Consider the following 23,212-nt stretch of genomic DNA (forward strand, 5'->3'; position numbering starts at 1 on the left):
CCGATGAAACGGCACCGAATGATTCTGGGCCTAGTTGTCGCGGTCAGCGCTGCCGTGCTCGTCAGTGGCGGGCGCGCCCCGTCGCTCACGAACGCGCCCGCGGCGCAACCGGAAAAGGCCGCGGCCCAACCCGCGAAGGCCGACGGCGCAGAGGCCGGGATCAAGAAGATCACCGCCGAGTACGCGAAGGCGTTCAACGCGGCCGACGCCAAGGCCGCGGCCGCACTCTGGACGGACGAGGGCGAGTACGTGGGGGCCGATGACGAGACCGTGACGGGGCGCGCGGCGATCGAAAAGAGCCTCGCCGAACTCTTCAAAGAGCACCCCAAGGCGACCGTCGACGTTCAGATCGAATCGGTTCGGCTCATCGGGCGCGGGACCGCGTCGGCCGAGGGCGTGGTGCGGTTGAAGCTCCCGGGCACCGAGTCGGCGGTCGAATCGCGGTACACCGCGCTCCACGTACTGGAAGACGGCGTGTGGCGCGCCGCGTCGGTGCGCGAGTGGGTACCGGACCCCGCGACCGAAGTTACCCCCCAGCACCTCGAATGGCTCGTCGGCGACTGGACCGCGAAGGGCGAGGGCGGGGAACTGAAACTGACGTATGCGTGGGACGAGAACAAGGTGTTCATCAACAGCAAGTACACCATCACGAAGGACGGCAAAACGGTGTCGTCCGGCACGCAGATAATCGGGCGGAACCCGGCCGGCGGGCTGCGGTCGTGGATGTTCGACAGCTCCGGGACCACAAGCGACGCTGTTTGGGTTCGTGACGGTAAGCGCTGGATCAACGACGCAACGGGCGTGCTCCCGGACGGAACGGAGATCAGCTCCGTCAACGTCCTCATCCCGCTCGGCCCCGACTCGTTCACCTGGCAGACCACGGACCGGGAAGCCGACGACGTCCCGCTCCCGGCGCTTCCGCCGATCAAGGTCACGCGCGTCAAGAAGTAACGCGGGCGTCACACGGGTGGATCAATTGGGAAACTCATAACAGCGTCTTCCGAGAGGAACTACATATGAAACTCGCAATTTGCGCGATAGCCGCGGGAATGGTTGTGGCAATTTCGACCGGGCCGGTTCAAGCGTTCGGGCGCGGGGGCGCGGTCCGTGGGGCCGCGGTCGGTCCCGGGGGAGGGGTTCGCACGGGCGGCGCCGCACGCGGGGTCGCGACCGGTCCGTATGGTGGCGTTCGGGGAGGGAACGTACACGGCGGAACGTATACCGGTCCGGGCGGTGCGACGGTTCAGCACGTCGGCGGTCGAGGCGCCGCGGTCGGACCCTACGGCGGCGTTCGCGCCGGAGGGGGCGGGGCCACTCGCGTCACGGGACCGGGCGGGAACTCGTACACGACCGGGCACCGAGGCGGGGTCGCGGTCGGTCCGGCGGGCGGCGTTCGCGCGGGTGGGGCTGCTGGTGCGGCGGTCAACGGACCAGCCGGAGCCGCGGCCGTCGGGCGACGCGGGGGAGTCGCGGTCGGACCCTACGGCGGGGTCGCGGCGGGTGGCGCCGCGCGCGGGGCCGCGGTCGGTCCTTACGGTGGGTACGCTGCCGGGGGCGTGCGACGCGGGGCGGTCGCCGGTCCCTACGGCGGGTACGCCGCAGGAGGTGTGCGGGTCGGAGCGGTCGGGCACTACACCGGGTACGTCAGTCCGGTCGCGGTTCGTGGCGCAGCGGTTGGTATTCGCGCGACCCCGTACCCGTACTTCTCGCCGACGTGGTACCGCACCCACGCGGTCGCTTGGGTCGCGCCGCGGTACGTAGTCGGGGCCGCGTTATGGGCTCCGCCCGTGTGGAACACGGTCTCGACGTTCGTCGGCGTCTCGGCCCCGCCGGTCGAGTACGACTACGGGAGCACTGTCGTCATTCAGGACGACAACGTGTATGTGAACGGCGAATCGGCCGGCACCGCGACGGAGTACGCGACACAAGCGACGTCCATCGCCGACGCCGGGCGCGCGGTGAAGCCGGCGGAAAACGACGAGTGGCAACCGCTCGGAGTGTTCGGGCTGATCCAGAGCGACGAAAAGGTCGCGCAGCGCATCGTCCAGATCGCGGTGAACAAGGACGGCGTGCTCCGCGGGAACTATTACGACGCCGTGGCCGACAACACGCTCCAGGTGTACGGGTCCGTGGACAAGAAGACGCAGCGCGTCGCGTGGTCGATCGGGGAAAAGAAGGACATTGTGTTCGAGACCGGGCTGAACAACCTCACGAAAGACGAATCGACGATCCTGGTCCACTACGGCAAGGAAAGCACGCAGCAAATGATCCTGGTGCGCCTGCCGGAGCCGAAGGACGAAAAGCAGTAGCTCAAGTTACCGCCCGAGGGCCACGCCGTTCGCGGCCCTCGGTGCGAGCAGCTCACAATAGCGCACACCGCAACTCATCTCTTTCCGCTCGATCTCCGTACTTTTCTCCGAATAACGACGCGGCTGAAATTCATTGAGTGGCCACATTTCTGTGACGCGCAGACTGTATTCGTCTTTTGCACTTTCATTTTTGGGCTTGGCAGAGCCGACATTTATGATAAATCTTCACTCCGCCTACCCGAAATTTTCATAAACAGTCGGTCCACCACCATGCCCGCCCTCTCCCGGTGCAAGTGCCGTTCACGGCGCTCCGTCCTCCTTTTGTCATTGCTCGTGCTCGGCTGCGGTTCCACGCAAGTGCCCGACGGACAAAAGCCCGTTCACCCCGTCCGCGGGAAGCTCCTCATCGCCGACAAACCCGCCGCGGGTGCGTTCGTTCTGTTCATCCCGGATAACGAACCGACCACCAACCCCGACCCGCGCCCCCGTGCGACCGTGGACGCCAACGGCGACTTCCAGTTGAGCACTTACGGCGAGAACGACGGCGCCCCGGCCGGGGCGTACTCGGTCGCTGTGACGTGGCCGGAGGACGGGCGCGACTCGGCCGAAGACCGGCTCAAGGGGCGGTACCGCGACCCCGGCCAAACAAAGTTGAAAGCCACAATCAAGGACGGCCCGAACGAACTCGCGCCGTTCAAGTTGAAGTGACCCGCTCGACCACCGAGCGGCCGCCCGAATCGCCCATTCTGTTTTCCGCCCTTGCCCTCCCGGAGTTGCCCATGCCCCTCTCCTCCCATCGCTCGAAGCGCGGATTCACGCTGATCGAGCTGCTCGTCGTCATCGCCATCATCGCGATTTTGATCGGGCTCCTTCTGCCCGCGGTTCAGAAGGTGCGCGAGGCCGCCGCGCGCATGAAGTGTCAGAACAACCTCAAACAACTCGGGCTCGCGTGCCACGGGTTCCACGACGCAACGGGCGTGGTCCCGCCGTCGCGGTCCGCCGGCGGTGGGTTCCCGAAACTCGGCGTCCCCGCCGGGGCGTACCAGGGCGCGCTGGTGTGGATCCTGCCCTACATCGAGCAGGACAATATTCGGAAGGCCTACGATATCAAGCTCCACTTCGGGCACGCGAACAACCGCACCGCGGTTACGACCAAGGTGAACGTGCTCAACTGTCCATCAACCCCTAACTCGGAGCGCGTCGCGGTGAGTTGGACCCACGGTGGGTTCACGATCGACAACGCGGCCGTGACCGACTACTCGGTCATCAACCGGGTGTCCGCCGACCTGGTCAGTAGCTTCCCCAACAACGTGGACGCCTACACCGACTCGACCGCCTGGGGGTCGTTCTCGTACAACACCGGCTCGACGTACCGGATCATGACCTGGTCGAGCGTAACGGACGGGCTGTCGAACACGCTCTTCTACGTCGAGGACGCGGGGCGCCCGAACGGGTGGCGCGCGAACCGGCGCCTCAGCTCCACCGGGGCCACGGTGCCCGGGGCCGCGTGGTGCGACGAGGCGTCCGAGTTCGGGTTCCAGGGCTGCACGCCCCCGAACGATACCCGCCCGGGCCTCCAGGCGATGAACTGCACGAACAACGGCGAACCGTATGCGTTCCACACCGGCGGGATCAGCGTCGGCCTGTGCGACGGATCGGTGCGGTTCCTGCGGGAGAGCATGGACATTCGCATGTTCGCCCGGATGGTGACCGCTCAGGCCGGTGAAGTGAACGGGAACGATTGACCCAAAATCGAACCAGTACGAAGTCCCGTCGGCGGCGTTCCGGCGGGCCTTCGCGTTTCGGGCGAAATTCCCGCATTTCCACGTCGGAAATACGTTCGTACCGGCTCGCAGAACGGGGTATGATCCTCGGGTACGCGCTCAACCAATCCCAATCGTAGTCGCTCTCGCTGCGGGGTCCGTCCAACTCCCGATCATCTCCGCAGCGGGTGCGTGCGGGTGATTGTGTTCCTTGAAACTGGACGGATCATGAACCCGATCGCACCCGCGCCGCCGACCACCGCGCCCGTGGCACACGGGCTGAGCTTCCGCACGAAGTTGGTGCTGGGCGTGTGCGGACTGGTGCTGCTCACGGGGGCCGTGGTTCTGTGGCTCGCGCACCGCAGCACGCGAGCCAGCACCGAAGCCCTCACCGGCGCCGTGTTCCGGGAAGTCAGCGCGCGGGCCGCAACGCACACGCACGCATTCGTGCTGCGGGCGGCGCCGGTCGTCGAATCGCTCGTGCAACTCGCTGATAACGGGCTCGCGGTGACAGACCACGAACGAATCGCCGCGCAACTGCTCGCGGTTCTGCGCGCGAACCCCGGTCTGAGTTGGGTTAGCTACGGCGACGAGGCCGGAACGTTTACCGGCGCGTACCGAACCCCGGAGGGCACGCTTCGCATCAACCACAGCCGGATGGTGGCCGGGAAGACGAAACTCGTCGAGTACGACGTGCTACCCGGTGGCAGCCGTAAGGTGTTCAAGACCGACGACGACAGCGGGTACGACCCGCGGACGCGCCCGTTCTACGTTCGGGCGAAAGCACTGGGCCGGTTGGTGTGGCTCCCGCCGTATGTGTTTTACAACCAGGGCGTCCCCGGCATCTCGTGCGCGGCACCTGTAAAAGACGGCACGGGCGCGGTTCGCGGTGTACTGAGCGTGGACTTCGATCTAAACGCGCTCTCGGATTTCGTCTCCGGACTGTCGGTGAGCGCGCACTCGCGCGTGTTCCTCTTCACTGCTGATGGGAGCCTGCTCGCGCACCCGGACCACCGGGGAGTGGGAGCGCCCGGGGCGCGCGACAGCGGGAAGATTCTGACGCTCGCGGACGTCGGTGACCCGCTCGTCGATGCGTACCGCGCGAACCTCCGACCCGAATACCTCACCTCTGCGACCAGTGACGACTTCCACCGCTTCGAGTTCCGCCACGCGGACACGGACTACCTCGGGTCGGTCACGACTTTCCGGGTCGGCGACGATCTGGTCTGGGCGGTCGCTGTGGTCGCGCCGAAGTCCGATTTTGTTGGCGACGTGTGGCGCACGCAGGTGCTCGCGCTCGTGGCGGCCGCGCTCGCGGTACTGGCCGCCGTCGTGCTCGCGTTCGCGCTGGCGAACATCGTGTCGCGCCCGGTGTCGGCGCTCATCGGGTTCATGCAGCGGGTCGGTGGAGGAGACCTGGAAGCGAAAGCCGAGTTCGGCGGGAGCCGCGAGTTCCGGCAACTGGCCGATGCGCTTAATCGTATGATCGCGGACCTGCGAGACCGGCTCCGACTCCGGCACTCGCTCGGGATCGCGATGGAGGTGCAACAGCGCCTGCTACCCACCGCTGCGCCCGTTGTGCGCGGACTCGATGTGGCCGGGCACAGTACGTACTGCGACGAAACCGGTGGCGACTATTACGACTTCCTCGTGCTAGACAAGGCCGCACCGAACGCGGTACTCGTCGCACTGGGGGACGTGATGGGCCACGGGGTCGCTGCGGCGCTCGTGATGGCCGGGGTGCGAGCGGTGCTGCGCGACCGGGCGGTCGTCGCGGGGGATCTCGCGGACCTGATGGGCCGACTCAACCGCCTCATTTCGGCCGACCACGGCGGCGACCGGTTCATGACGATGCACCTCTCGGTGATCGACTCGAAGACCGGCACGATGCGCTGGGTGAGCGCGGGGCACGATCCGGTGATCGTCTACGACCCGGCCGACGGGAGCTTCGCCGAAGTGGGCGAGGGCGATCTGCCGCTCGGCGTGATGGACGACACGCAGTACCGCGAACAAACGTCCGCTGCGTTCCCGCCCGGTCGGGTTCTCTTCATCGGAACCGACGGCGTGTGGGAAATGCCCAACGTGACCGGCGAGCAGTTCGGGAAGGACCGACTGCGCGACGTGATTCGCGCGTCGGCCGCGGGATCGGCTGATAGCATCGCTGCGGCCGTTCGCGAGCACCTCACCGCGTTCCGCGGGGACGTCAAGTCGGTCGACGACGTCACCTTCGTCGTCATCAAAATGGGCACACCGACCGGAGCCGAGTGACAAGCGATGTCTCGAATCGTTACGACGAAACGGGCGAATCGCGAGATATCAGAAATCGATTTTCGCGCGAAGGCCGAAGACCGTCAGGGCATCGGCTCTTTTTTGTGCGGGGATCACGAACTGCACGTCCGGGGTGAGGTGGCACCACGGGGTCACCGCGCAGTTGTAGAACATTTCGACCCCTTGCTCGTGGTCGCGGAAGGGCAACAAGCGCGGGGCGAGGTTCTGAAGGGCGTTGTTCAGCCCCAAGTAGTAGTACCCGACGCCGAACGTGTCGAGCTTGCGGGACGCGATGGGACTGCTCCCACCGAAACCGATGTTCGCGAACCATCGGAACGGGCTGGGGTTCTGGTCCGCGAGGCCGAGGTTCCCGAACGTACCCCACGAGCGCTTCGGGTTGTCCGGGGCGACGTAGAGGGTCTGGTCGAAGTTGTACGACAGCGCCCACGACCCGCTCTTGGTCGGCGCGGTCAGCCCGAGGATCGGGTTGATGAACGCCGTGCGGTCGATAATGGTGTACCGCTTGGTGCTGTAAGACCCGGTGAGCCCCTGGTGCCCGGGAAGTCCGAAGAACTTGGTCGGGACATTGACCTGCGGGACGAACACCACACCGTTATCGAAGAACGTGTCGAACCCGTCGCGCGTCGGCGTGTTGTTCGCGTCGAAGAGGCTGAACGAGAAGACCGGTTCGGCACCCTTGAGGTACGCAAAGCCCGCACCGTAGGTCGAGTACGGGATGGTGCGCACGAACACGGCCGGGATCGTCAGGCCCCCGTTCATGAACCCGTCGACCCCGAGCGCGCCGCCGGTGAACGGCTGGTTGAACGCCTCGGCCGTGTTAATCTTCCCGAAGAAGGTAATGAACCGTTCCGATAAAGCCTGTGTAAATTTCACTCCAGTCAGGGCGCCGACGTACCCGTTGGGAGTGGGCAGGATCTGCGCGATGTTCGCCGGTTCCAGAGCGCCGGTGTACCCACTGATCGCGGTGCCGTATGCCATTTCCGCGTGCAGATCGATGAACGATCCCTTCCACAATCCGGCCTTCTCGCCGTCAACGTGCATCAGATAGTCGATGCGCCCGCGCTGCTGGAAGCTCTCACGCAGCCCACCGTTGGCCAAGTCGCTGATGATGTTTGTTGAGTGAATGTCGAGAGTCACACCGTGATCGCGCAGGCGCTCCCGTGCACCGAACCAACCGCCTAATAACTTCTGGCGCTCCAGGAACGGGCCGCCGTAGGGTGGCGGCGCGGGAGGAGTCGGTGGTTCCGCAGGCGCGCAGCCCGTAATGCCCTGGAGCGCGTCAAACGCTCCTGGCGCGCCGGGTTGAGGTGCGGGGGGCTGAGTGACCGTGAGTGGGTCTGCCGGAACCGCGGTCGGGAGCCCGTCGGGTAACACGGCCGGGGGCGGGTTCTGGGCCGCCCCCCTTCCCGTATGTGTTAAGCCCACGGCGACCGTCGCCAGCAAGCCGAAATAGAGTTTCCGCATGGCGTGAGTCCTTCACGACGCGCCGTCCGTGGCACAGCTCGGGCGGGACCAGACTCGAAGCACTGTTAGCGCAACTCGTCCGATCAGTCACGAAAACTATCGGTGCCGTGGAAAGACGGTTGTGATGGAAAAACGGGGAGAGATATTAAAGCCGGGGAAGCGGACTACTACATGCGGAACAGTTTGACGTTGATTACGGACCGTGCTCCGACTATGGAGCGGGAAATCTTGAGCGATTTTTCGGGGTACCATGACCCGCTGGGCCGCGTGGGGTGTGCTCGTCGTCGCATGGGCGATCTCGGCGCCAGCAAGCGCGGGTGATCTTCCAGGGGGAACGGCCGCGCCTATGGGGGAACCGGTTCCTCCCAGCGCCCCAGCGCTAACACCCGCCACGCCAGCTACTCCCGATCTCCCTGCGTCTGTAACGAATCCACTGAGCGAGCGGCTGGGGTTGGGGCTGAAACCGACCTTTGAACTCCGCGGGCGTATCGAAGCAGACGCCGTAGTGGTCTCGCAATCGACGTCGAGCAAAGCCCTAATCGGTGACTTGCAAAACGGTTACGGGTTCCGGCGCGCGCGCCTCGGTGCCCAGGGCACCGTAGGCGATTCCGCCCGTTGGGTTGCAGAAGTCGACTTCGCAAATGGGAACTTCCGCCCACGCGACCTGTACGTGGGGTTGACCGCGCTCCCGGGGCTCCGCGAGTTGCAGGTGGGCTACTTCCGCGAGCCGTTTAGTTTGGACGGGGCCACCAGTTCGCGCTTCATCACGTTCATGGAGCGCTCGCCGTTGAACGAACTGGACCCGGCACGCGATTGGGGCATTGCGGGGCGGTGGTGGACCGAGAACGAGCGCGCCACGTTCGCACTCGGGGCGTTCCGCGTGGGCACGAGTAGCGGCGGGTTCAGTAGCGGAGACAGCGGGAACTGGGCCATCACGACCCGGCTCACCGGATTGCCGATCTACTCCGCCGACGAGGGCACGTTCCGCCTCGTTCACATCGGCGGCGCGTTCTCGCACCGGGTTCCGCTCAACGGTGTGGTCCGTTACGCCCCGGACGCGCAATCGAACATCCTCGACGTGAGCGACAGCCCCGCGTCGCCGTTCTTGCCGACGATCAACATTCCCGCGAGCAGTCAGCAACTCTATAACCTTCAGGCCGCGGGCGTTTACGGCCCGCTCTCGGTTCAGTGCGAGTGGTTCGGCACTGTGATCCAGCAAATCGGCGACGGGCCGATCTTTCTGCACGGGGCCTACGTCGACGCGAGCTATTTTTTGACCGGCGAGCACCGCGGGTACAACCGGACGGACGCCTCGTTCTCGAACGTTTCGGTGCTGCGCCCGCTGGTCCGAACACCGGGTAAGTCCGCGACCGGGTTCGGTGCGGTGGAACTCGCGGCCCGGTTCGCTCTGGGCGATTTCATGTCGTCGAATTTGCCGCAACCCACCAGCGGCCCGTTCGCGTCCGCTTCGCAGGGGGCGCGCCTCTTACAGACGACGCTTGGGGCGAACTGGTACCTGAACGACTACACGCGGATCATGGTGAACTACACAATGGCCACGCCAGAAGCGCGCGGGACACCGGCCCTACCGGTCCACGTCTTCGGATTTCGCACCGCGATATTCTGGTAGTTTCTATCTCGTTTGGGCCGAGCACCGACGGAACTGCAAGGCGGCGCAGGAGGGCATTCGCCGAAGAGCGCCTACCTCTGTATGCGATCATAGAGCCAGGAGCTTTGATGAACCTGGGCGCCCGACTCCGACCGAACCGAAGGGGAACACACCATGAACTGGGACGGACTGGAACAGCACCGAATCGACCTGAAGCTCCCGCTGCTTTTGATTCGCGGGAGCCGTGGGGTGTTGGCTTGCGGGTACTTGGCCGTCGCCACGTTTGACAAGACCGGTGAGGCGGCCGCGATCGTTACCGGGGTGCGCTCGTTCGACGACATGCTGGTGGCCAAGGTCACGGCCGTGTCGACCAGTGGCGCCGCTGCCGGTCTTCAAGTGGGAATGACCGGGGCCGAGGTTCTGGACGTGATTCGATAGTCTGCCACGAGCGAGGAACGGTTGGTTCGCACTCGGGCAGAGCTTTAACTCGGTGCCGGACGCTCGATGGCGCCGACACCGGGCGGTCAACAACTGGGGCGCTGGGCTACTTCCCGATCGCGTAGAGCGCCTTGTCGGTACGAATGTAGATACGGCCGTTGGCGATCGCGGGCGTGCCGAGCGAGCCGTCGCCGAGGTCATTGGTGGCGAGCGGTTCGTACTCGTCGGCCTTCGCACTCACCACGGTGCAGAGGCCCGTTTCGTTCAGGAAGTACACCTTCCCGTCGCCCGCGACCGGCGACGCCGAGTATGCACCCTTGAGGCGTTCCTTGTAGATCACTTTGCCGGTCTTCGCGTTCGTACACACTGCGAGTCCCTGGCTCCCGACCGTGAACACGCGGCCGTCGTACACTACAGGGGACGGGTACCCGGTCTGCATGTCCTTCGCGTTCCACTCGGGCTTCTCGGCCACGCCCTTCGCGTCGATCTTGAACTTACTCACGCCGGCTACTGGTAGGTACAGCGCGTCGCCGTCCACCACGCCGATCGGAATGGCCCCGCCGCCGCCCTTAAACGTCCAACGGTCCGCTCCACTCGTGGCGTCGTAAGCGGTCAGGCCCTTTGGCCCCGCAAAAAGCAGTTCGGTAGTCGATCCGACCTGGCGCACGATCGGCGTGGTCCAGTTGATCTCGCGCGGGCGCTCGGTCTTCCAGATGTTCTTGCCGTACTTCGTGTCGACGGCCGCGAGGAACGATTCGCCCGAATTGTCCATCGGCACGATGAGTTTACCCGCCACCAGAACAGGTGACGCGGCCATCCCGACGGCGTTCGTGATGGTCGGGTAGTCGCTGACCAGCGACCGGTACCAGCGCAGGGTGCCGTCCTTATCGAACGCCGCGAGGTCGCCAGTGCCGAACAGCGCGTAAACGCCGGTCTCGTCCGCGACCGGGGTGTTCGCGGCCATGCCCGACTTCGGGTGGCACGCGGTGCTCCCCGTGGCCTGCAACTGGCGGTGCCAGAGTTGTTTTCCACTCTCCGCATCGAAGCACAACACGTGCAAGCGGTCGCCGCGTGTACCAGACGCACACGTCACGTACACGCGATCACCGACTACAACGGGCGACGACACACCCCGTGCAGGGAGCGTCGCCTTCCACTTGAAGCCCTTATCCTTCGTCCACTCGGTCGGCAGGTTCTTATCCACGGAAACGCCGGTCGCGTTCGGCCCGCGGAACTGCGGCCAGTCCGTTGCGAAGAGGGCGGAAGAGAGCGTGAGTGCGAGTGCAGAAGTTAGCAGGTAGCGAATCACTTCTTCTCCTCCTTCGATTCCGGGAGCCAGCCGAGCTTGTGCGTTAGTGACTTGCCGTCCACCGTGACCTTCTGCTCTAGCGGGAGCGGGCCACCGGTCGCGTCGCACACGCGCATTTGGAACTGCCAAACTTGCGCCCAATCTTCCCGCTGGTTGTTCTGGCACACCTTCAGCAGAATCACATTCTCGCCCTTCTGAAGTGTGGCCTTTCCGATGTTCGCATCGAACGGCGCCCCGTGGTGGTACTCCTCGCGGGCGAACAGTTTCTTGCCGTTGAGGAAGATCTGAACCGCGGTCGGGCTGGTCACGCGGATCTCGGCCGGCGTCTCGGCCCCCGCGACCACGATCGCCCGCGCGTAGATCACCGCATCTTTGTGTGCGGCGAGCATCTTGTTCAGGTTGAACGTGCCGGACTTGTCAGTGGTGGTGAACGCGCCCCACTTTAGCTCCTTGTCCTCCTTGCCCTTAAATTTGCCCTCCGTGTCCTTCGCGCTCTCGGGAGGATACATGGTGTCGAACCCCTTCCCCGCGGTGCTGTCGAACGGGCCGATCAGGGCCGCGTGGGTGACGAACCCGAAGTGTTCGCTGACGCTGACCTTCCCGCCCTTCTCCTCGATCTTCTTCGCGAGCGATTCCACCTGGTCCTGGTCGCGTGTGAAGGTGAAGAGTTTCTCCAGGTCGGTCCGAACATTCGCGCGCGTGGACTTTTCCAAGGTGTCGAGTTGGTGGCCGATCGCGTCGCGGCGCAGATCGGGCGATTTGTCGTCGAGGAACCCCGGCAGCAAACGCTCCTTCGCCGCGGCGTCTTGCCCCACGAGCAGTTCGTAAGCCACGAGCCGCGCGTTGGCCGCGTTCTTCGTGTCCTTCACGAACGCTTCGAGCTTGTCGGCCGGCAGCGGGCGGTTCGCGGCCTTTTCGCCTTCGGCGATCGCGTCCACCGCTGTGCGAAGCCAGTTGGCCGCTGTGGGGTTGTTGTCGTCGAACGCTTCGAGCGCCGGAAGCAGCGCGGCCCCTCCGCGACTCACGAGCGTCTTCCACGCGGGGCCAGCGTCTTCGTTTCCGCGCCCCTCCTTGGTTATCGCCTTGAGCGCGGTCAGCGCCCGTGTCATGTCGTCATCGGCCGCGCGCGCCGGTGCGAGCGCGAGCGCGGCACCGAGTAGCGCGAGCGTGGCCGCGATACAGGTCCACCGCTGCATAAGAATCGCCTCCCTGTTTGGTGGGAACGCAGAACGTGATCTGTCACTCGTGCGGGATCAAACACTGCACGAATTACGAGAACAACAAGACTCGTCCGACAAGGATAACAAGAATTGCTCTCACATCAACGGGGTGCGCGTGGCCGCGGACCGTTCCATCTTTTGGCGCAGGTCGGAGAAATACGCGGTCAGCTCGTCGGCGGACTTCACCTTTCCCCGCGAGCACGACTTGGTCGAGCAGCCACCCTTCTCCCCGCTGTCCGTACCGCACGACGAACAGCCCCCGCCCTCGGACCCGCAGCCCGGTTTACCGCAACTCGTGGATGGCGGTGGGGGATCTTTGGTGACCGCCGTTTGCGAAAGGTCGAGCAACCGCACTGAGAGGCCGAAGCGCGCGGAGAGATCGGCGAACAGCGGGGTCGCGTCGCAGGCTTCCCACGCGAGCCCGTGCAGAATGAGGTGTGCGTCGAGCGTGAGTTCCGCATCCACGAACGTGAGCGGGAGGCCACATTCGGAAGCGGCCGCGTTCGCTGCTGCGAGCAGTTCGGCCTCGCGCGCGGGGAACGACGCGACGAGCGAATCGTCCTCGGCCGTTACAGCACGAAGCAGTTCGCCCTCGGTAGAAAGCGCCGGGGTGAACCGCTCGCCCGGTTCGCACAGCACCACGCCCGGCTCGACGCCGCGCGGACCGCGCACGATCACGCGCGCGGACCGCAACACCGGCGCGGCCGAGGTGAACCGGCCGACGAACCCGGACCGGCCGTACTGTACGAGTGCGGATGGTGTCACTGAGCGGCTTCCGGCTCGAACCCGAAGAACTCGCGCATGTTCTTGTCGTACTCCTGCTGGCCGCCCTCGGAACTGAGGTCGAGGCGCAGCTCGTTCACGACCTTCACGCTCAGGTCTTTCAGCCACAGCGTCCAGCACGCCGAGCAGATTTCCTGGTGGATGCGCAGCCCGATCGCGTCGGGGACCGGCGGCTTATCGAGTTGCCGGGCGCGCTTGCCCTCCATGCACCCGGGGCGCTCGCAGCGGAACCCGGTTCCGGGGGTGCCGTCGTCCACCGGCGCGGTCACCTGCTTCTTGGGGATCGGTGCGCCGAGCTGTTCCAGGTGCTTCGCCATTGCGTCGCGCGGCACGCGGTCGCCGCGGTCGTCCGCAATGGCCCAGCCCTTCGTGAACACTTCAATCGCTTCGTCCTTACGATCGAGTTTCAGCAGGCTCTCGCCGAGAAACTTGAACGCGGTGGAGAACTCCGGGGTAATTTCGAGCGTGCGCCGGAAGGACTTCGCCGCCTCCTCGAACTGTCCGTCTTCGAGGAGGAACTGCCCGAGCCGGTAGTGCGCGAGGTCGTTCTCGGGGTCTTCCTGCGCCATGTTGCGAAAGCGGGCAATCTGATCGGCCAAGTTATTCATGGGTCGCGAATCGGTGAGTGTGCGAAATCAGAGATGTGGGTATTGTACGCACGGAGGGGAAGAACCTAACCCCAAACCCCTCCCCTAAAAAGGGAGGGGCTTGAGACCGCCACGGAATTTGATGTCTGCTGTATGTGGTCCTGTTCCCCCTTCCTTTCTAGGGAAGGGGGTTAGGGGGTTAGGTCCCTCAGTTACTGGGCGTCACGGTGACGGGCAGTTTGTAGGTCGCGGTCTTCTTCGAGACGCGATCGGTCGCGGTGATTTCCAGAATGAACTTGCCCGGGCGGTTCATGTAGAGCGGGAACGGGATCACGCGGAACATGCCGTCGCCCTCCTTGATCGGCGCGACCGACGCGGACGACTTGTCGTCCTGAATCACCTTGAGCGCCTCCTTCATCGTCGGCGCGCCCTTGTCGTCGAGCAGTTGGAACGCGAGTTCGATGTTGGGCTGCTTGGTCTTCATGTCGCGCTCGAACGTCGCGATGCTGAACTGGACGAACACCATCTGGCCGACCTGCCCGGACGTCGGGGCCGAGATCTCACCGTTCTGGTCGTAGCTGGTGCGCACCGCGACGACCGCGAACTCCTTCTTCGCGATCTCGAACTTCACGTCGAGGTTGGTCGTCGCTTTCGATTTCGTGTCGGTGAGATTCACCTTGCACGTGTAGTTGCCCGCGGCCAAATCCAGCCCGACGGTGACGAACACGCGGACCGGCATCTTGTTCCCGCGCAGCGGAAAGAACTCGGCCCGCGGTTCCGCTTTCGGCTTCGGCTCGTTCGGGGGCGGGAGCACGCGCGTACCGGCCGAGTTCACCACCTCCATGTCCATCGTGTACTCGGCGTTACCCTTGTCGTCGATGGTGATGCCCTCGACGTCGGCGGCGATGAACAGGACGTCGCCCGGCACGAGCTTGTTGTTCTCGCGGGTCGGCCCCAATTCGCCGACGGTCGTCCGCACGTTGGTGAACTTCACGGTACCAGCCGGTTGTGCCGGGAGCCCGGCGAGAACGGCGAGAGCGATCGTGGCTATCATGGTCGGCTATCCCCCGAATTGAGAACGGAACGAAGGGACCGCAAGGTCTAACACCGTATTCTCTCCAGTGTTGACGGTTCCGACCAGTGCGGCTTCGGGCGCCGGCCCCGGAGCCGGTCCGTGTGTATCAAACTGCGCGACTGAAGCGGCAAGTGCGAAACGGGAAAAATGCCGAAATGGGCTTCGCGCGACACATTGAGGGTGTATTATTCCGTTGGCTCGACGGGTCGCACGTCCGTGGTGCGACGGACTGAAGGCCGAAGGAACTCGCCTGGTCGCGGGGCCGGAGGCGTGACAATGTTGAAAGGAGGTGGTCCTGTGCCTAGTGACCAATGTACGTGTATGGGCCGGCTGTCTTAACGGCCGCTACGGGTGGACCGTAAGCCGGCCGCCCAAAAAGAGCCTCCGGGGGGAGTATCTACCCCCGGAGGCTCGCTTTATTTCGAGCGCGGAGTTCGGAACGCGGAGCGCGGAACAGAAGACAGAATTCAAATCACCGATCATCGGACCACAGGGCGGGAGCCCTGTGCTACGCCAGCCGGCCCCTCCGGGACGAAAACAACAAACTTACCCGTTACCCAGGGGCGTTGAGTTCTCGCGGTTGCGTAACTCCACCCGCTCGTTAGCACTCGCGGTTCGCCAAGAGACTCAGGCGAACCGCGAGTGCTAACGAGCGGGTGCGTGCTCTCGGTGTGGTGGTGAAGGCCAATGCCTTTCCGCCCCGGAGGGGCCGGCTGACATAGCACAGGGCTCCCGCCCTGTGTTTTATCGCACGTTCAAAAGCGAAACGCGAGGTGGTACCGCATGTGTGGGGCCACCTCGCGTTTCGTGTTTTCCGTTCCGCGTTCCGAACTCCGCGTTCCGAACTCCGCGTTCCGCGTGCGGACTACTTCTTGCCCTGGAGCGCGACGACGAGCACCTGGATCTTCGCTTCGATGCCGAAGCCGAGCGAGAGCGGGACTTCGGTGAGCGTGTTCGCTTCCTTGATCGCGTTCTCGAGCTTCACCATTTCCGGCTCGACCTTGAGGTTCTTGCCCTTCAGGGTCTTGCTGATCTCGACCGGCCCGATGGACCCGTACAGGTGGTTGTCCTCGGTCGCGTTCGCTTCGATGGTGACGGCCGGGAGGCGCGTGAGCTGCTCGGCGAGCACCTTGAGGTCCGCGATGCGGGCTTCGCGGGCCTTCTCGACCTTGATCTTGTACTGTTCGAGGGTCCGCAGGTTCTCGGCGGTGGGGACCACCGCTTTGCCGTAGGGGATCAGGTAGTTCCGGGCGTACCCGGCCTTCACCTCGACGATCTCGCCCTGCTTGCCGACGTGTGCGGTGTCGTCCACGAGCACGACGAGCGTGCCGCCATGTGCCCCCTTCTTGACTTGGTTCCGCACGCGGACCTTCTTCTGGGGCAGCTTCTTTTCGGCGGGCTTGCTCGCGGCTTCGCCCTTCTTCGCGGTTTTGGCCATGATTAGATCCCGTCCCGTGCTTGTGTTGAACCGGGCGCCCGTCGGTTAACGGGGGCGCCCGGGAAATTACTAGTTCACTCGCGACGGGAAGGTGCGAACCGCTCGGGCTCAGAACGGGATGGGGTCGTTGCCCCCGCCCGAATTGCCCCCGTCCCCGCCGTAATCGTCCCCGTCGTCGGGCGGCATCGATCCGCCACCACTGCGCCCGCCAGAGGAACCCGAGGAGCGGCCGCCGTAGCCACCACCGCCTCCGCCCCCTCCACCACCCTCCGATCGCGGATCGAGCAGTTGGAGGTTGTCCACCACGAGCTTGTGCTTCGACCGCTTCCCGCCACCGTTCTTGTCGTCCCATTGGTCGAGGTGCAGTTTCGCCTCGAGCATCACCTGGGAACCCTTCTTCAGTTTATCCATCACCAGGTCGGCGAGCTTCCCGGTATCGCCCCGGTTGAAGACCTCGACGTCGATGAACATCGGGTCGTCTTCCCACTGTCCGCTCTGAGAGTTCTTTTTGCGGTTGGTTACCGCGAAACCGAACTTCGCCACCATCCCGCCGGTCTTGAACGGGGTACTTTTGGGGTCGCCCGTCAACCGACCGATCAGAATGACCTTATTGAGGTTCGCCATAACGAACTCTCCTCACACGACCCGCCCGACGTAGGGGAGTAAAAGACACACGTGGAGTTTTAAGTGTGTCGGGGGTGTCGCAAGGAAGAATGTACGCGAACCGTGGCCCTCGTCACAAGGTCGGTCGGGGGCCGCGCCGGGCGCGGCCGGCCCGGAATCACTCGGGCTTTTCGGCCATATCGCGGCGCCCGCGGCGCGGTCCACCGCCGCCCTCGCCACGGTCCCCGCGCGGGGGCGGGCCGCCCTCTTCGCCCATCGATTCGCCGCCGATCGCGGACGGGTCCGTTTGCACGGTCTGCTCGTCCTGCATGCCGCGGAGCGCGAACCCGTTGCCCGTGTCCTCGCGGGCGATCCGGAGCATCTCCTCTTTCCACTTCGGGTCGAGCTTCGAGGTCAACTGCCGGAGGATCAGCCCCTCTTGCAGCGCGAAGTCGCGTTCGAGTTCGGCCTGCTTGGTGCTCTCGAACGTGTAGTAAATGATGTGGAAGCTGCCCTTCTTGGACTTCCCGATCGGGTACGTGAGCTTGTGGTTGTAGTCCCACGGGCGGCTGATATCGACGTGCCCGCCGTGGCGCTCGATGAGCGTGTGCAGTTGCTGCTTCACACTTTCGGCGTCGGCCGACACCTTCGTGGGATCGAGGAGGAACAGCGTTTCGTATGTCTGCTTCGGCATGTCGTCCCTTTGGGTTGTCCGCGCCACGTTCCCGGCGCGGTGGTCACCGTGGTTCAACGCGGCCGTTGGCTGCGAAGGAAAAAGGTAAAAGATAAAATGAAAAAGCGAAACAAGAGGCCAGCTATTGGCTTTGTATTCGGCTCGAGTTTTTCCTTTTAACTTTTCTCTTTTTCCTTCGCACAACAACCCGCGACCCCGCCCACACATTGAGCGGGGAGCGACCCTGGCTTCGTCTTCGTAGTCAGTGGTCCGTTATCAACCGTTCGTACCGGGCTTCTTGTCGTCCGCCTTGGTTCCGTCCGGTTTGGGCTTCTTCTCTTTCTTGGGCTTCTCTTTGTCGTCGCCGCCGTTGAATTTGTTCATGCAGGCTTCGACGCCCTGCTTCACCCACACGAGGCCCGCTTTCGCCGCGGAAGCTACGGCGTCTTCGACCGCGGTCCGCTCGCCGGGCTTGAACTTCGACAACACGTGGTCGATCGCTTCGCCGACCGCCGGTTGTCCCACCCCGATCCGGAGCCGGGCGTAGCCGTCCGTGCCGAGTTGTTCCTGAATGTTCCGCAGCCCGTTCTGCCCGCCGTGGCTCCCCTTCGTCCGGACTCGCAACTTGCCGAGCGGCAGGTTGAAATCATCGCAGATCACGAGCACGTTCTCGACGGGTACTTTGTAGAAGTCGAGGATCGCCCGGACCGCGCGCCCGCTCAGGTTCATGAAGGTGAGCGGCTTGACGAAGAGGACCGTTTCGTCGCCCTCTTTCGCTTCCGCGATGAACGCCTCAAACTTCTCGCGGAACGCCCCGACTCCAGGCCCCGCGGCGAGGTAGTCGATCACATCGAACCCGACGTTGTGCCGGGTGCCCGCGTACTTCGGGCCGGGGTTCCCGAGACCGACGATGACTTTCATGGCGAGTTCCGTTGACCCCAGATTTCAGAACCGTGATCGGTCGTCAGGTAGGGAGCCCCGCGTCCGTCGCGCGGGTTCGCCACCATCAGATCCCGGATCACGGCCCTGCAACCCGAAATCGCGGTTACTTCTCGTCCGCGTCCTCGGCCTTCTTCTTTTCCGGCTTGATTACTTCGGGCCGGCGCCGGGCTCGGTCGTGGCGGTCGCGACCGGTTCGATGCCCGGGAGCTTCAGTTGCACGACGACGGCTTCCGGAGCTTCCAGGGCCTTGACGCCCTCGGGCAGCGCCAGTTCCCGAACGTGAATCGGGTTGCCGAGCGTGAGGTTGGTGATGTCGATGCGGATCGCTTCGGGGATGTTACCCAGCGGGCACTCGACGTGGAGCGCGTGCAGCGGCTGATCGAGCACGCCGCCCCCGGTCTGCTTCGGGGCGTTCCGCAGTTCGACCGGCACCGTCACGCGGACGAGTTCCGAGCGGTCCTTGCGCTCGAAGTCCACGTGGATCATCTGCTTGCCGAGGTAGTCCCATTGCAGTTCGCGAATGAGGACCGTCTCGACCTTGCCGTTGATGTCCAGATCGAGCACGCGGACGTGCTGGATGCGGATCGCGCGGTCGAGTTCTTCCGCGTTCACGGCGACCTGCGCGTTTTCGAGTTTGTGCCCGTACACGATCGCCGGAACGAGCCCCTGCTTGCGGAGCTTGATCGCGGCGCGGGAGCCGCTCTCGGTGCGCGCAGTGGTCTTGAGGGTAACGCTGTCGGACATGCTATTTCCTCGCGGGAAGGTTACTCTCGCAGGCGAATCGCGCCCGCTACCCTCGTCGACCCGCACTTACAAACGACAGGAAGCGGTTCCGAAGGGAACCGCCTCGCGGTTGGTAGGAGAGATTATGGCGGGCGACCGACTGACCGACAAGTGCGGGCCGGAAAAACCGCTATTACAACCGGCGTAACCCCTCTTGGATCTCTTCCGCCAGTTCCTTCGGCCGCACCTCGGTCCCGTCGAGCCGCTTGTACCCGCGCACCTCGCCCTTTTGGTCGGACTTGAGTTCGGTCGCGAACCCGCCGCCGAAGACGTACCCGGTGAACTTCACGGTCTTGTACCCGGCCTTATCGCACGCTTCCAGCGCGGCCACCGGTCCGGCACCGAGCACCGTTTGCGGTTGCGCGATCACGCGCACCTCTTGCGGGCCGCCGGCGTCCTTCTTCGCACGAGCGAGCAGCACGGCCAGGGCCGCCGGGTCGCGTGTGGTGACCGGACCGTACTTCGCCTGGAGCCCGCGGGCCTTGCCGTCGCCGGCCGGCACTTCGGTGATCGTGAACTCGAACGCCCCGGCTTTGCCCGCGATGGTGAGTTCGATGTACCCGCCGCTCGTAATCGTTTTCCGGCTCGCTTCCGCAACCCTCTTCTCCGCCAACATCTTTTCAGCAAGCATCAACTGGGTCTTTCGCTGGTACTCCCGGAGCGCCGCTTCCGCGTCCGCGATTTGCTTTTCGGTGGCCTTCGATTGAGCAACGAGCCGCTGCTTTTCGGCCACGAGCCGCTCAAGTTGCGCCTGAATTTCAGCGAGGGCCTTGTTCTGGTCAATCTCTTTGTCTTTGAGTTCTTTGTCCTTGTTGCGTTCCTGGATCTTCTCTTTGAGTTCTTTGTCCTTGTTGCGCTCTTGAAGCTTCTCTTTGACTTCTTTGGCTTCCTTCTCGGTGCGCTGTTCCTGGATGGGCTTGGCGCTCTTCAGTTTGGCGAGTTGGTCTTTGAGCGACTTCAGTTCGGCCGCGGACGTATCCGCGGACTTCTGCAGTTGCTCGATTACACCCTTGAGGGCAGTCGCTTCATTGGGGTCTGCTAGTTTGGAATTCCCCAGGGATTTAAGAGCAGTGAGCAGTGCTTGGTGCTGTGCTTCCTTGGCCCGAGTCGCTTCTTCCAGTGCCGCGATCTCTTTCGCTGCGACCGTCTTCTCGGCGTGCAGAAGGGCGCCGAGCTTTTCTTCCTTGAGTTTCAGATCGGTCGCCAGTTTGAGCTTGTTTTGCAGAGCCAGCTCGTCGTCTTTGAGCGCCTTCAACTCTTTCGCGACATCCGGCTTCTCGATCTTGGGCTGCCGAGCGATCTCCTCCCTGAGGGCCTTGTGGTCCTGGAAATTTTCGGCCCTATCTAATTTGGCGATCTCTTCTCTGAGTGCCTTCAGATCCTCAGCTTTGGCGCCTACGTTCTTCTGAAGCTGATCCAACGCCAGCTTCTTCTCGATAAGGTTCGCCACATCAATATCCCGCAAACCGCCGCCTTTGAGCAGAGCTTCCTTCTCCCGGATCACCTTTTCCAGCGCAACGATCTCGTCCGCGGTACGCGCCCCCGACTTCTCGGTCCCTTTTACTCGATCCAGATACCGCTTCAGCGCCTGCAACTCCGCGGTGGCGGCGGCAATCTCTGTCTCCGTCTGCTTCCGAAGCTCGGCGAGCCGACGCAGTTCGGCCTCCGCGCGGCGAGCTTGCGCCTCGATCGCGGCGAGATCGTCTGGCGACAACGGGTTCGGCTTCGGCTGTGGGTTGGCTTTCGGATTCGGCTGTGCGTTCGGCTTCGGCTTGGGATCGTTTGAGGGTGCGACTGCGACCCCAGTCACTGGATCGCCGTCCTGAGCCACCGCGCCGGTGTACGACGGGCGCGTGCCCAGGCCAACCCCGACCCCCATCGCGAACACGGCGCACAGCGCGAACGACGCGGCCGTTGCCTTCTTCATCCAGAGCATTTGGAGCACTCCTTCGACGATCGAGGAAACGGCGGGGGTGACGGTCACCGCGGCAACGGTGGACACGGCGGCCGCGCGAGCGGTGCTCGCTGCCAGTGCCGCCGGCACCGCCCCCGCCGCCAAGACGGGTAGCACTTTCGTTGGATCAAAGTCACGGAGGCGCGTGCGGAGCTTCGCCAACCCGCGGTTGAGCCACGCCGAGAGCGTGCCCTCCGCGCACCCCAGGCGCTCGGCCGCTTCGCGCCGCGAATAGCCCTGCAAGTGACACAGAATGATCGGATCGCGGTACCGCGCGGGAAGGGCGAGCAGGGCGCCGTCGATGTCCGCCCGGAGGTCGCCATCGGGCGCGAACAGCGGGGCGTCTTCAACGAGCGCGTGCTGCCGGGCGAGGCGCCGGGCGTTCTTGCGTCGGGCGTTGCGCGCGGTCCACACCGCCACGCGGTGCAACCACGGCCCCACCGAGCCGTTGCGTGCGGCCTGATGCGCGCGACGAACGAGAACCAGGAACGCGGCCTGGAACGCATCTTCCGCGTCGGCCGGGTCCGGTAAGAGGCGCCGACAGGCACCCCAAACGAGTGGCCCGTGCCGGCGGACGAGTTCGATAAACGCGGGTTCGGACCGTTCGGAAATGAACGCGGCGAGCAGTTCGCCGTCGGTTCGGCGGTCCGGGATCAGTTCGCGGTAAACGGCAGCGGCGGTTCGCATACCACCATCATGTCGCCACCATCAACCGCGCGTGCAGAAAAAATTTATGCGGCTACAGATTCGTCATCGTCGCCGGTCCCCACGAGCCGGTGGGCACCGCAGATCCCACGCTTCGACGTGCGGATGAACTCGACCAGTTCCTGAATTGCTGGGAACGCCCCGAGTTCGGCCTCGATCCGCATGAGCGCCACTGAGAGCGGCAGAGCCGGCCGGGTCATGTAGATGGTGCGGTACGCCTTGCGCACGGCCATGCGCTCCGCGGGGGGCATTCCGGCCCGCTTCATGCCCACGAGGTTCAGCCCGCGGACGTAGTTCACGTCCTGCATCACCCAGAACGGCGGGATGTCCTTGCTCGACGCGGACGCCCCACTCAAGAACGCGAGCCGACCGACCCGACAGAACTGGTGAACGGCCGAGTTCCCGCTAATGAAGGCTCGGTCGCCCACGGTCACGTGCCCGCCGATGAGCGCCGCGTTCGCGAAAATGACGTCGTTGCCGACGACGCAATCGTGCGCCACGTGGCTCGCCGCCATGAAGAAGTTGCGGTTCCCGATCCGCGTTACCCCGGTGCCCGGTCCGGCACCGATCGGCATCCCGCGGTGAACGGTCACGTGTTCGCGGAAGACGTTCCCGTCGCCGATCTCGACGGAAGTGATCTCGCCCTTGTAACCCAGGTGTTGAGGCGCGCCGCCGATCACCGCGCTGCTACCGATTTCGTTGTTCGCGCCCAGCGTGAGCGGGCCGATCAGGTGAGCGTGCGGACCAATTACGCACCCGGGACCGAGGGTGATCGGTCCTTCGAGCACCGCGAACGGCCCGATCTTCACATCGGCGGGCAAATTCGCTTCGGCGGAAATAATCGCGGTGGGGTGCGCGTGAGGCAGCGTGGGGCGCGTCATGGGGGCATCCTTTCCGACAGAACCCAGCTTTCCCGGCCCGGTCCAATACGCCATTCTCCGTCCGCGCACCAGTCCAACTGCGCGTGCGGCTCTTTCCTTATCGTCTCCGGTGCCCGGCATCGTAATACCTTTTCTGCTCCTCCGCAGCGCGAATAACGCCCCTGACATGCCCCACCGAGATCGCACGGGCGCAAAATATTTCCGAGAAAGGCCTTACAGCCCAATTTACCGCAAGAGTGACGGCACCGAGCGCGCAGCACTCCACGTCGCAGCGTTGAGCGCTGCAACAAACCGGTTGGGCACTTAATAAGTGTCACTTCGAGGCGAAATACATCGCACAAGAAAGCAATTTTTTTCGATTCGTTCGTCCGGTACAGGGCAATCATT

The 23,212-nt window shown here is 64.3% G+C and carries 20 protein-coding genes; 7 read left to right on the forward strand and 13 right to left on the reverse strand.

Features of this window, described 5'->3' with window-relative positions:
* Window positions 1–3 precede the first annotated feature (3 nt).
* The 5 genes from VT84_RS33790 to VT84_RS33810 all read left to right on the forward strand — a co-directional run bounded on the left by VT84_RS33790 (window position 4) and on the right by VT84_RS33810 (window position 6,340).
* Window positions 4–951 carry an SgcJ/EcaC family oxidoreductase gene (locus VT84_RS33790; protein WP_082842638.1) on the forward strand — a complete coding sequence of 316 codons (948 nt, stop codon included), beginning with the start codon at window positions 4–6 and terminating at the stop codon, window positions 949–951.
* Window positions 952–1,016: 65 nt separating this feature from the next.
* A complete protein-coding gene (locus VT84_RS33795; RefSeq protein WP_082842639.1) occupies window positions 1,017–2,309 on the forward strand; it encodes a hypothetical protein in 1,293 nt (430 codons plus the stop codon).
* 357 nt (window positions 2,310–2,666) lie between these two features.
* On the forward strand, window positions 2,667–3,017 hold the full coding sequence (locus tag VT84_RS33800; RefSeq protein WP_157470146.1) for a hypothetical protein: 351 nt from the start codon (window positions 2,667–2,669) through the stop codon (window positions 3,015–3,017).
* A gap of 71 nt (window positions 3,018–3,088) precedes the next feature.
* Complete coding sequence (locus VT84_RS33805) at window positions 3,089–4,054, forward strand: DUF1559 domain-containing protein (protein ID WP_082843488.1); 966 nt, start codon at window positions 3,089–3,091, stop codon at window positions 4,052–4,054.
* 246 nt (window positions 4,055–4,300) lie between these two features.
* A complete protein-coding gene (locus VT84_RS33810; protein WP_082842641.1) occupies window positions 4,301–6,340 on the forward strand; it encodes a SpoIIE family protein phosphatase in 2,040 nt (679 codons plus the stop codon).
* A gap of 48 nt (window positions 6,341–6,388) precedes the next feature.
* Here the strand turns inward: VT84_RS33810 and VT84_RS33815 are convergent, their stop codons facing one another.
* Window positions 6,389–7,825 carry a carbohydrate porin gene (locus VT84_RS33815; RefSeq protein WP_204249680.1) on the reverse strand — a complete coding sequence of 479 codons (1,437 nt, stop codon included), beginning with the start codon at window positions 7,823–7,825 and terminating at the stop codon, window positions 6,389–6,391.
* A gap of 250 nt (window positions 7,826–8,075) precedes the next feature.
* On the opposite strand from VT84_RS33815, the gene VT84_RS33820 reads away from it, so the two are divergent.
* Window positions 8,076–9,455: an OprO/OprP family phosphate-selective porin gene (locus VT84_RS33820; protein ID WP_082842642.1), complete on the forward strand. Its 1,380-nt coding sequence runs from the start codon at window positions 8,076–8,078 to the stop codon at window positions 9,453–9,455.
* A gap of 153 nt (window positions 9,456–9,608) precedes the next feature.
* Window positions 9,609–9,872: a YunC family protein gene (locus VT84_RS33825; RefSeq protein ID WP_082842643.1), complete on the forward strand. Its 264-nt coding sequence runs from the start codon at window positions 9,609–9,611 to the stop codon at window positions 9,870–9,872.
* A gap of 106 nt (window positions 9,873–9,978) precedes the next feature.
* Here the strand turns inward: VT84_RS33825 and VT84_RS33830 are convergent, their stop codons facing one another.
* The 12 genes from VT84_RS33830 to lpxA form a co-directional block, all read right to left on the reverse strand.
* On the reverse strand, window positions 9,979–11,181 hold the full coding sequence (locus VT84_RS33830) for a PQQ-binding-like beta-propeller repeat protein (RefSeq protein WP_082842644.1): 1,203 nt from the start codon (window positions 11,179–11,181) through the stop codon (window positions 9,979–9,981).
* The gene (locus VT84_RS33835; RefSeq protein WP_082842645.1) at window positions 11,178–12,377 is read right to left on the reverse strand and encodes a hypothetical protein; all 1,200 of its coding nucleotides are present in this window, start codon (window positions 12,375–12,377) and stop codon (window positions 11,178–11,180) included. Before VT84_RS33835 ends, VT84_RS33830 begins: the two co-directional genes overlap by 4 nt.
* A gap of 120 nt (window positions 12,378–12,497) precedes the next feature.
* On the reverse strand, window positions 12,498–13,166 hold the full coding sequence (locus VT84_RS33840; RefSeq protein WP_052550836.1) for a hypothetical protein: 669 nt from the start codon (window positions 13,164–13,166) through the stop codon (window positions 12,498–12,500).
* Window positions 13,163–13,792, reverse strand: coding sequence for a Fe(2+)-trafficking protein (locus VT84_RS33845; RefSeq protein ID WP_052550835.1), 630 nt, complete (start codon window positions 13,790–13,792; stop codon window positions 13,163–13,165). Before VT84_RS33845 ends, VT84_RS33840 begins: the two co-directional genes overlap by 4 nt.
* 187 nt (window positions 13,793–13,979) lie before the next feature.
* Window positions 13,980–14,825, reverse strand: a complete 846-nt coding sequence (locus VT84_RS33850; RefSeq protein WP_082842646.1) for a hypothetical protein — start codon at window positions 14,823–14,825, stop codon at window positions 13,980–13,982.
* A gap of 886 nt (window positions 14,826–15,711) precedes the next feature.
* Complete coding sequence (rplI, locus tag VT84_RS33855) at window positions 15,712–16,284, reverse strand: 50S ribosomal protein L9 (RefSeq protein WP_052550831.1); 573 nt, start codon at window positions 16,282–16,284, stop codon at window positions 15,712–15,714.
* 108 nt (window positions 16,285–16,392) lie between these two features.
* On the reverse strand, window positions 16,393–16,908 hold the full coding sequence (locus VT84_RS33860; protein ID WP_052550829.1) for a single-stranded DNA-binding protein: 516 nt from the start codon (window positions 16,906–16,908) through the stop codon (window positions 16,393–16,395).
* 157 nt (window positions 16,909–17,065) lie between these two features.
* Window positions 17,066–17,581 (reverse strand): 30S ribosomal protein S6, encoded by a 516-nt coding sequence (locus VT84_RS33865; protein WP_052550828.1) that lies wholly within the window; start codon window positions 17,579–17,581, stop codon window positions 17,066–17,068.
* A 255-nt stretch (window positions 17,582–17,836) separates the two neighbouring features.
* Entirely contained in the window at window positions 17,837–18,481 is a 645-nt protein-coding gene (gene pth, locus VT84_RS33870) for an aminoacyl-tRNA hydrolase (protein WP_082842648.1), read from the reverse strand.
* A 168-nt stretch (window positions 18,482–18,649) separates the two neighbouring features.
* Window positions 18,650–19,246 (reverse strand): 50S ribosomal protein L25, encoded by a 597-nt coding sequence (locus tag VT84_RS33875; protein WP_082842649.1) that lies wholly within the window; start codon window positions 19,244–19,246, stop codon window positions 18,650–18,652.
* Between the two features lie 172 nt (window positions 19,247–19,418).
* Window positions 19,419–21,926 (reverse strand): RNA polymerase sigma factor, encoded by a 2,508-nt coding sequence (locus VT84_RS33880; RefSeq protein WP_082842650.1) that lies wholly within the window; start codon window positions 21,924–21,926, stop codon window positions 19,419–19,421.
* Between the two features lie 44 nt (window positions 21,927–21,970).
* Window positions 21,971–22,825, reverse strand: coding sequence for an acyl-ACP--UDP-N-acetylglucosamine O-acyltransferase (gene lpxA / locus VT84_RS33885; protein ID WP_052550820.1), 855 nt, complete (start codon window positions 22,823–22,825; stop codon window positions 21,971–21,973).
* Window positions 22,826–23,212: the final 387 nt, after the last annotated feature.

Origin of the sequence: Gemmata sp. SH-PL17, from assembly GCF_001610855.1 — a bacterium.
Taxonomy (GTDB): domain Bacteria; phylum Planctomycetota; class Planctomycetia; order Gemmatales; family Gemmataceae; genus Gemmata; species Gemmata massiliana.

Bases quoted from the DNA above. Each gene is read 5' to 3' on its own strand.
- VT84_RS33850 (WP_082842646.1), bottom strand. From the start codon at position 14,825: ATGATAGCCACGATCGCTCTCGCCGTTCTCGCCGGGCTCCCGGCACAA.
- VT84_RS33810 (WP_082842641.1), top strand. From the start codon at position 4,301: ATGAACCCGATCGCACCCGCGCCGCCGACCACCGCGCCCGTGGCACAC.
- VT84_RS33815 (WP_204249680.1), bottom strand. From the start codon at position 7,825: ATGCGGAAACTCTATTTCGGCTTGCTGGCGACGGTCGCCGTGGGCTTA.
- VT84_RS33860 (WP_052550829.1), bottom strand. From the start codon at position 16,908: ATGGCGAACCTCAATAAGGTCATTCTGATCGGTCGGTTGACGGGCGAC.
- VT84_RS33875 (WP_082842649.1), bottom strand. From the start codon at position 19,246: ATGTCCGACAGCGTTACCCTCAAGACCACTGCGCGCACCGAGAGCGGC.
- rplI (WP_052550831.1), bottom strand. From the start codon at position 16,284: ATGGCCAAAACCGCGAAGAAGGGCGAAGCCGCGAGCAAGCCCGCCGAA.
- lpxA (WP_052550820.1), bottom strand. From the start codon at position 22,825: ATGACGCGCCCCACGCTGCCTCACGCGCACCCCACCGCGATTATTTCC.
- VT84_RS33805 (WP_082843488.1), top strand. From the start codon at position 3,089: ATGCCCCTCTCCTCCCATCGCTCGAAGCGCGGATTCACGCTGATCGAG.
- VT84_RS33835 (WP_082842645.1), bottom strand. From the start codon at position 12,377: ATGCAGCGGTGGACCTGTATCGCGGCCACGCTCGCGCTACTCGGTGCC.
- VT84_RS33790 (WP_082842638.1), top strand. From the start codon at position 4: ATGAAACGGCACCGAATGATTCTGGGCCTAGTTGTCGCGGTCAGCGCT.
- pth (WP_082842648.1), bottom strand. From the start codon at position 18,481: ATGAAAGTCATCGTCGGTCTCGGGAACCCCGGCCCGAAGTACGCGGGC.
- VT84_RS33880 (WP_082842650.1), bottom strand. From the start codon at position 21,926: ATGCGAACCGCCGCTGCCGTTTACCGCGAACTGATCCCGGACCGCCGA.
- VT84_RS33845 (WP_052550835.1), bottom strand. From the start codon at position 13,792: ATGAATAACTTGGCCGATCAGATTGCCCGCTTTCGCAACATGGCGCAG.
- VT84_RS33865 (WP_052550828.1), bottom strand. From the start codon at position 17,581: ATGCCGAAGCAGACATACGAAACGCTGTTCCTCCTCGATCCCACGAAG.
- VT84_RS33820 (WP_082842642.1), top strand. From the start codon at position 8,076: ATGACCCGCTGGGCCGCGTGGGGTGTGCTCGTCGTCGCATGGGCGATC.
- VT84_RS33795 (WP_082842639.1), top strand. From the start codon at position 1,017: ATGAAACTCGCAATTTGCGCGATAGCCGCGGGAATGGTTGTGGCAATT.
- VT84_RS33825 (WP_082842643.1), top strand. From the start codon at position 9,609: ATGAACTGGGACGGACTGGAACAGCACCGAATCGACCTGAAGCTCCCG.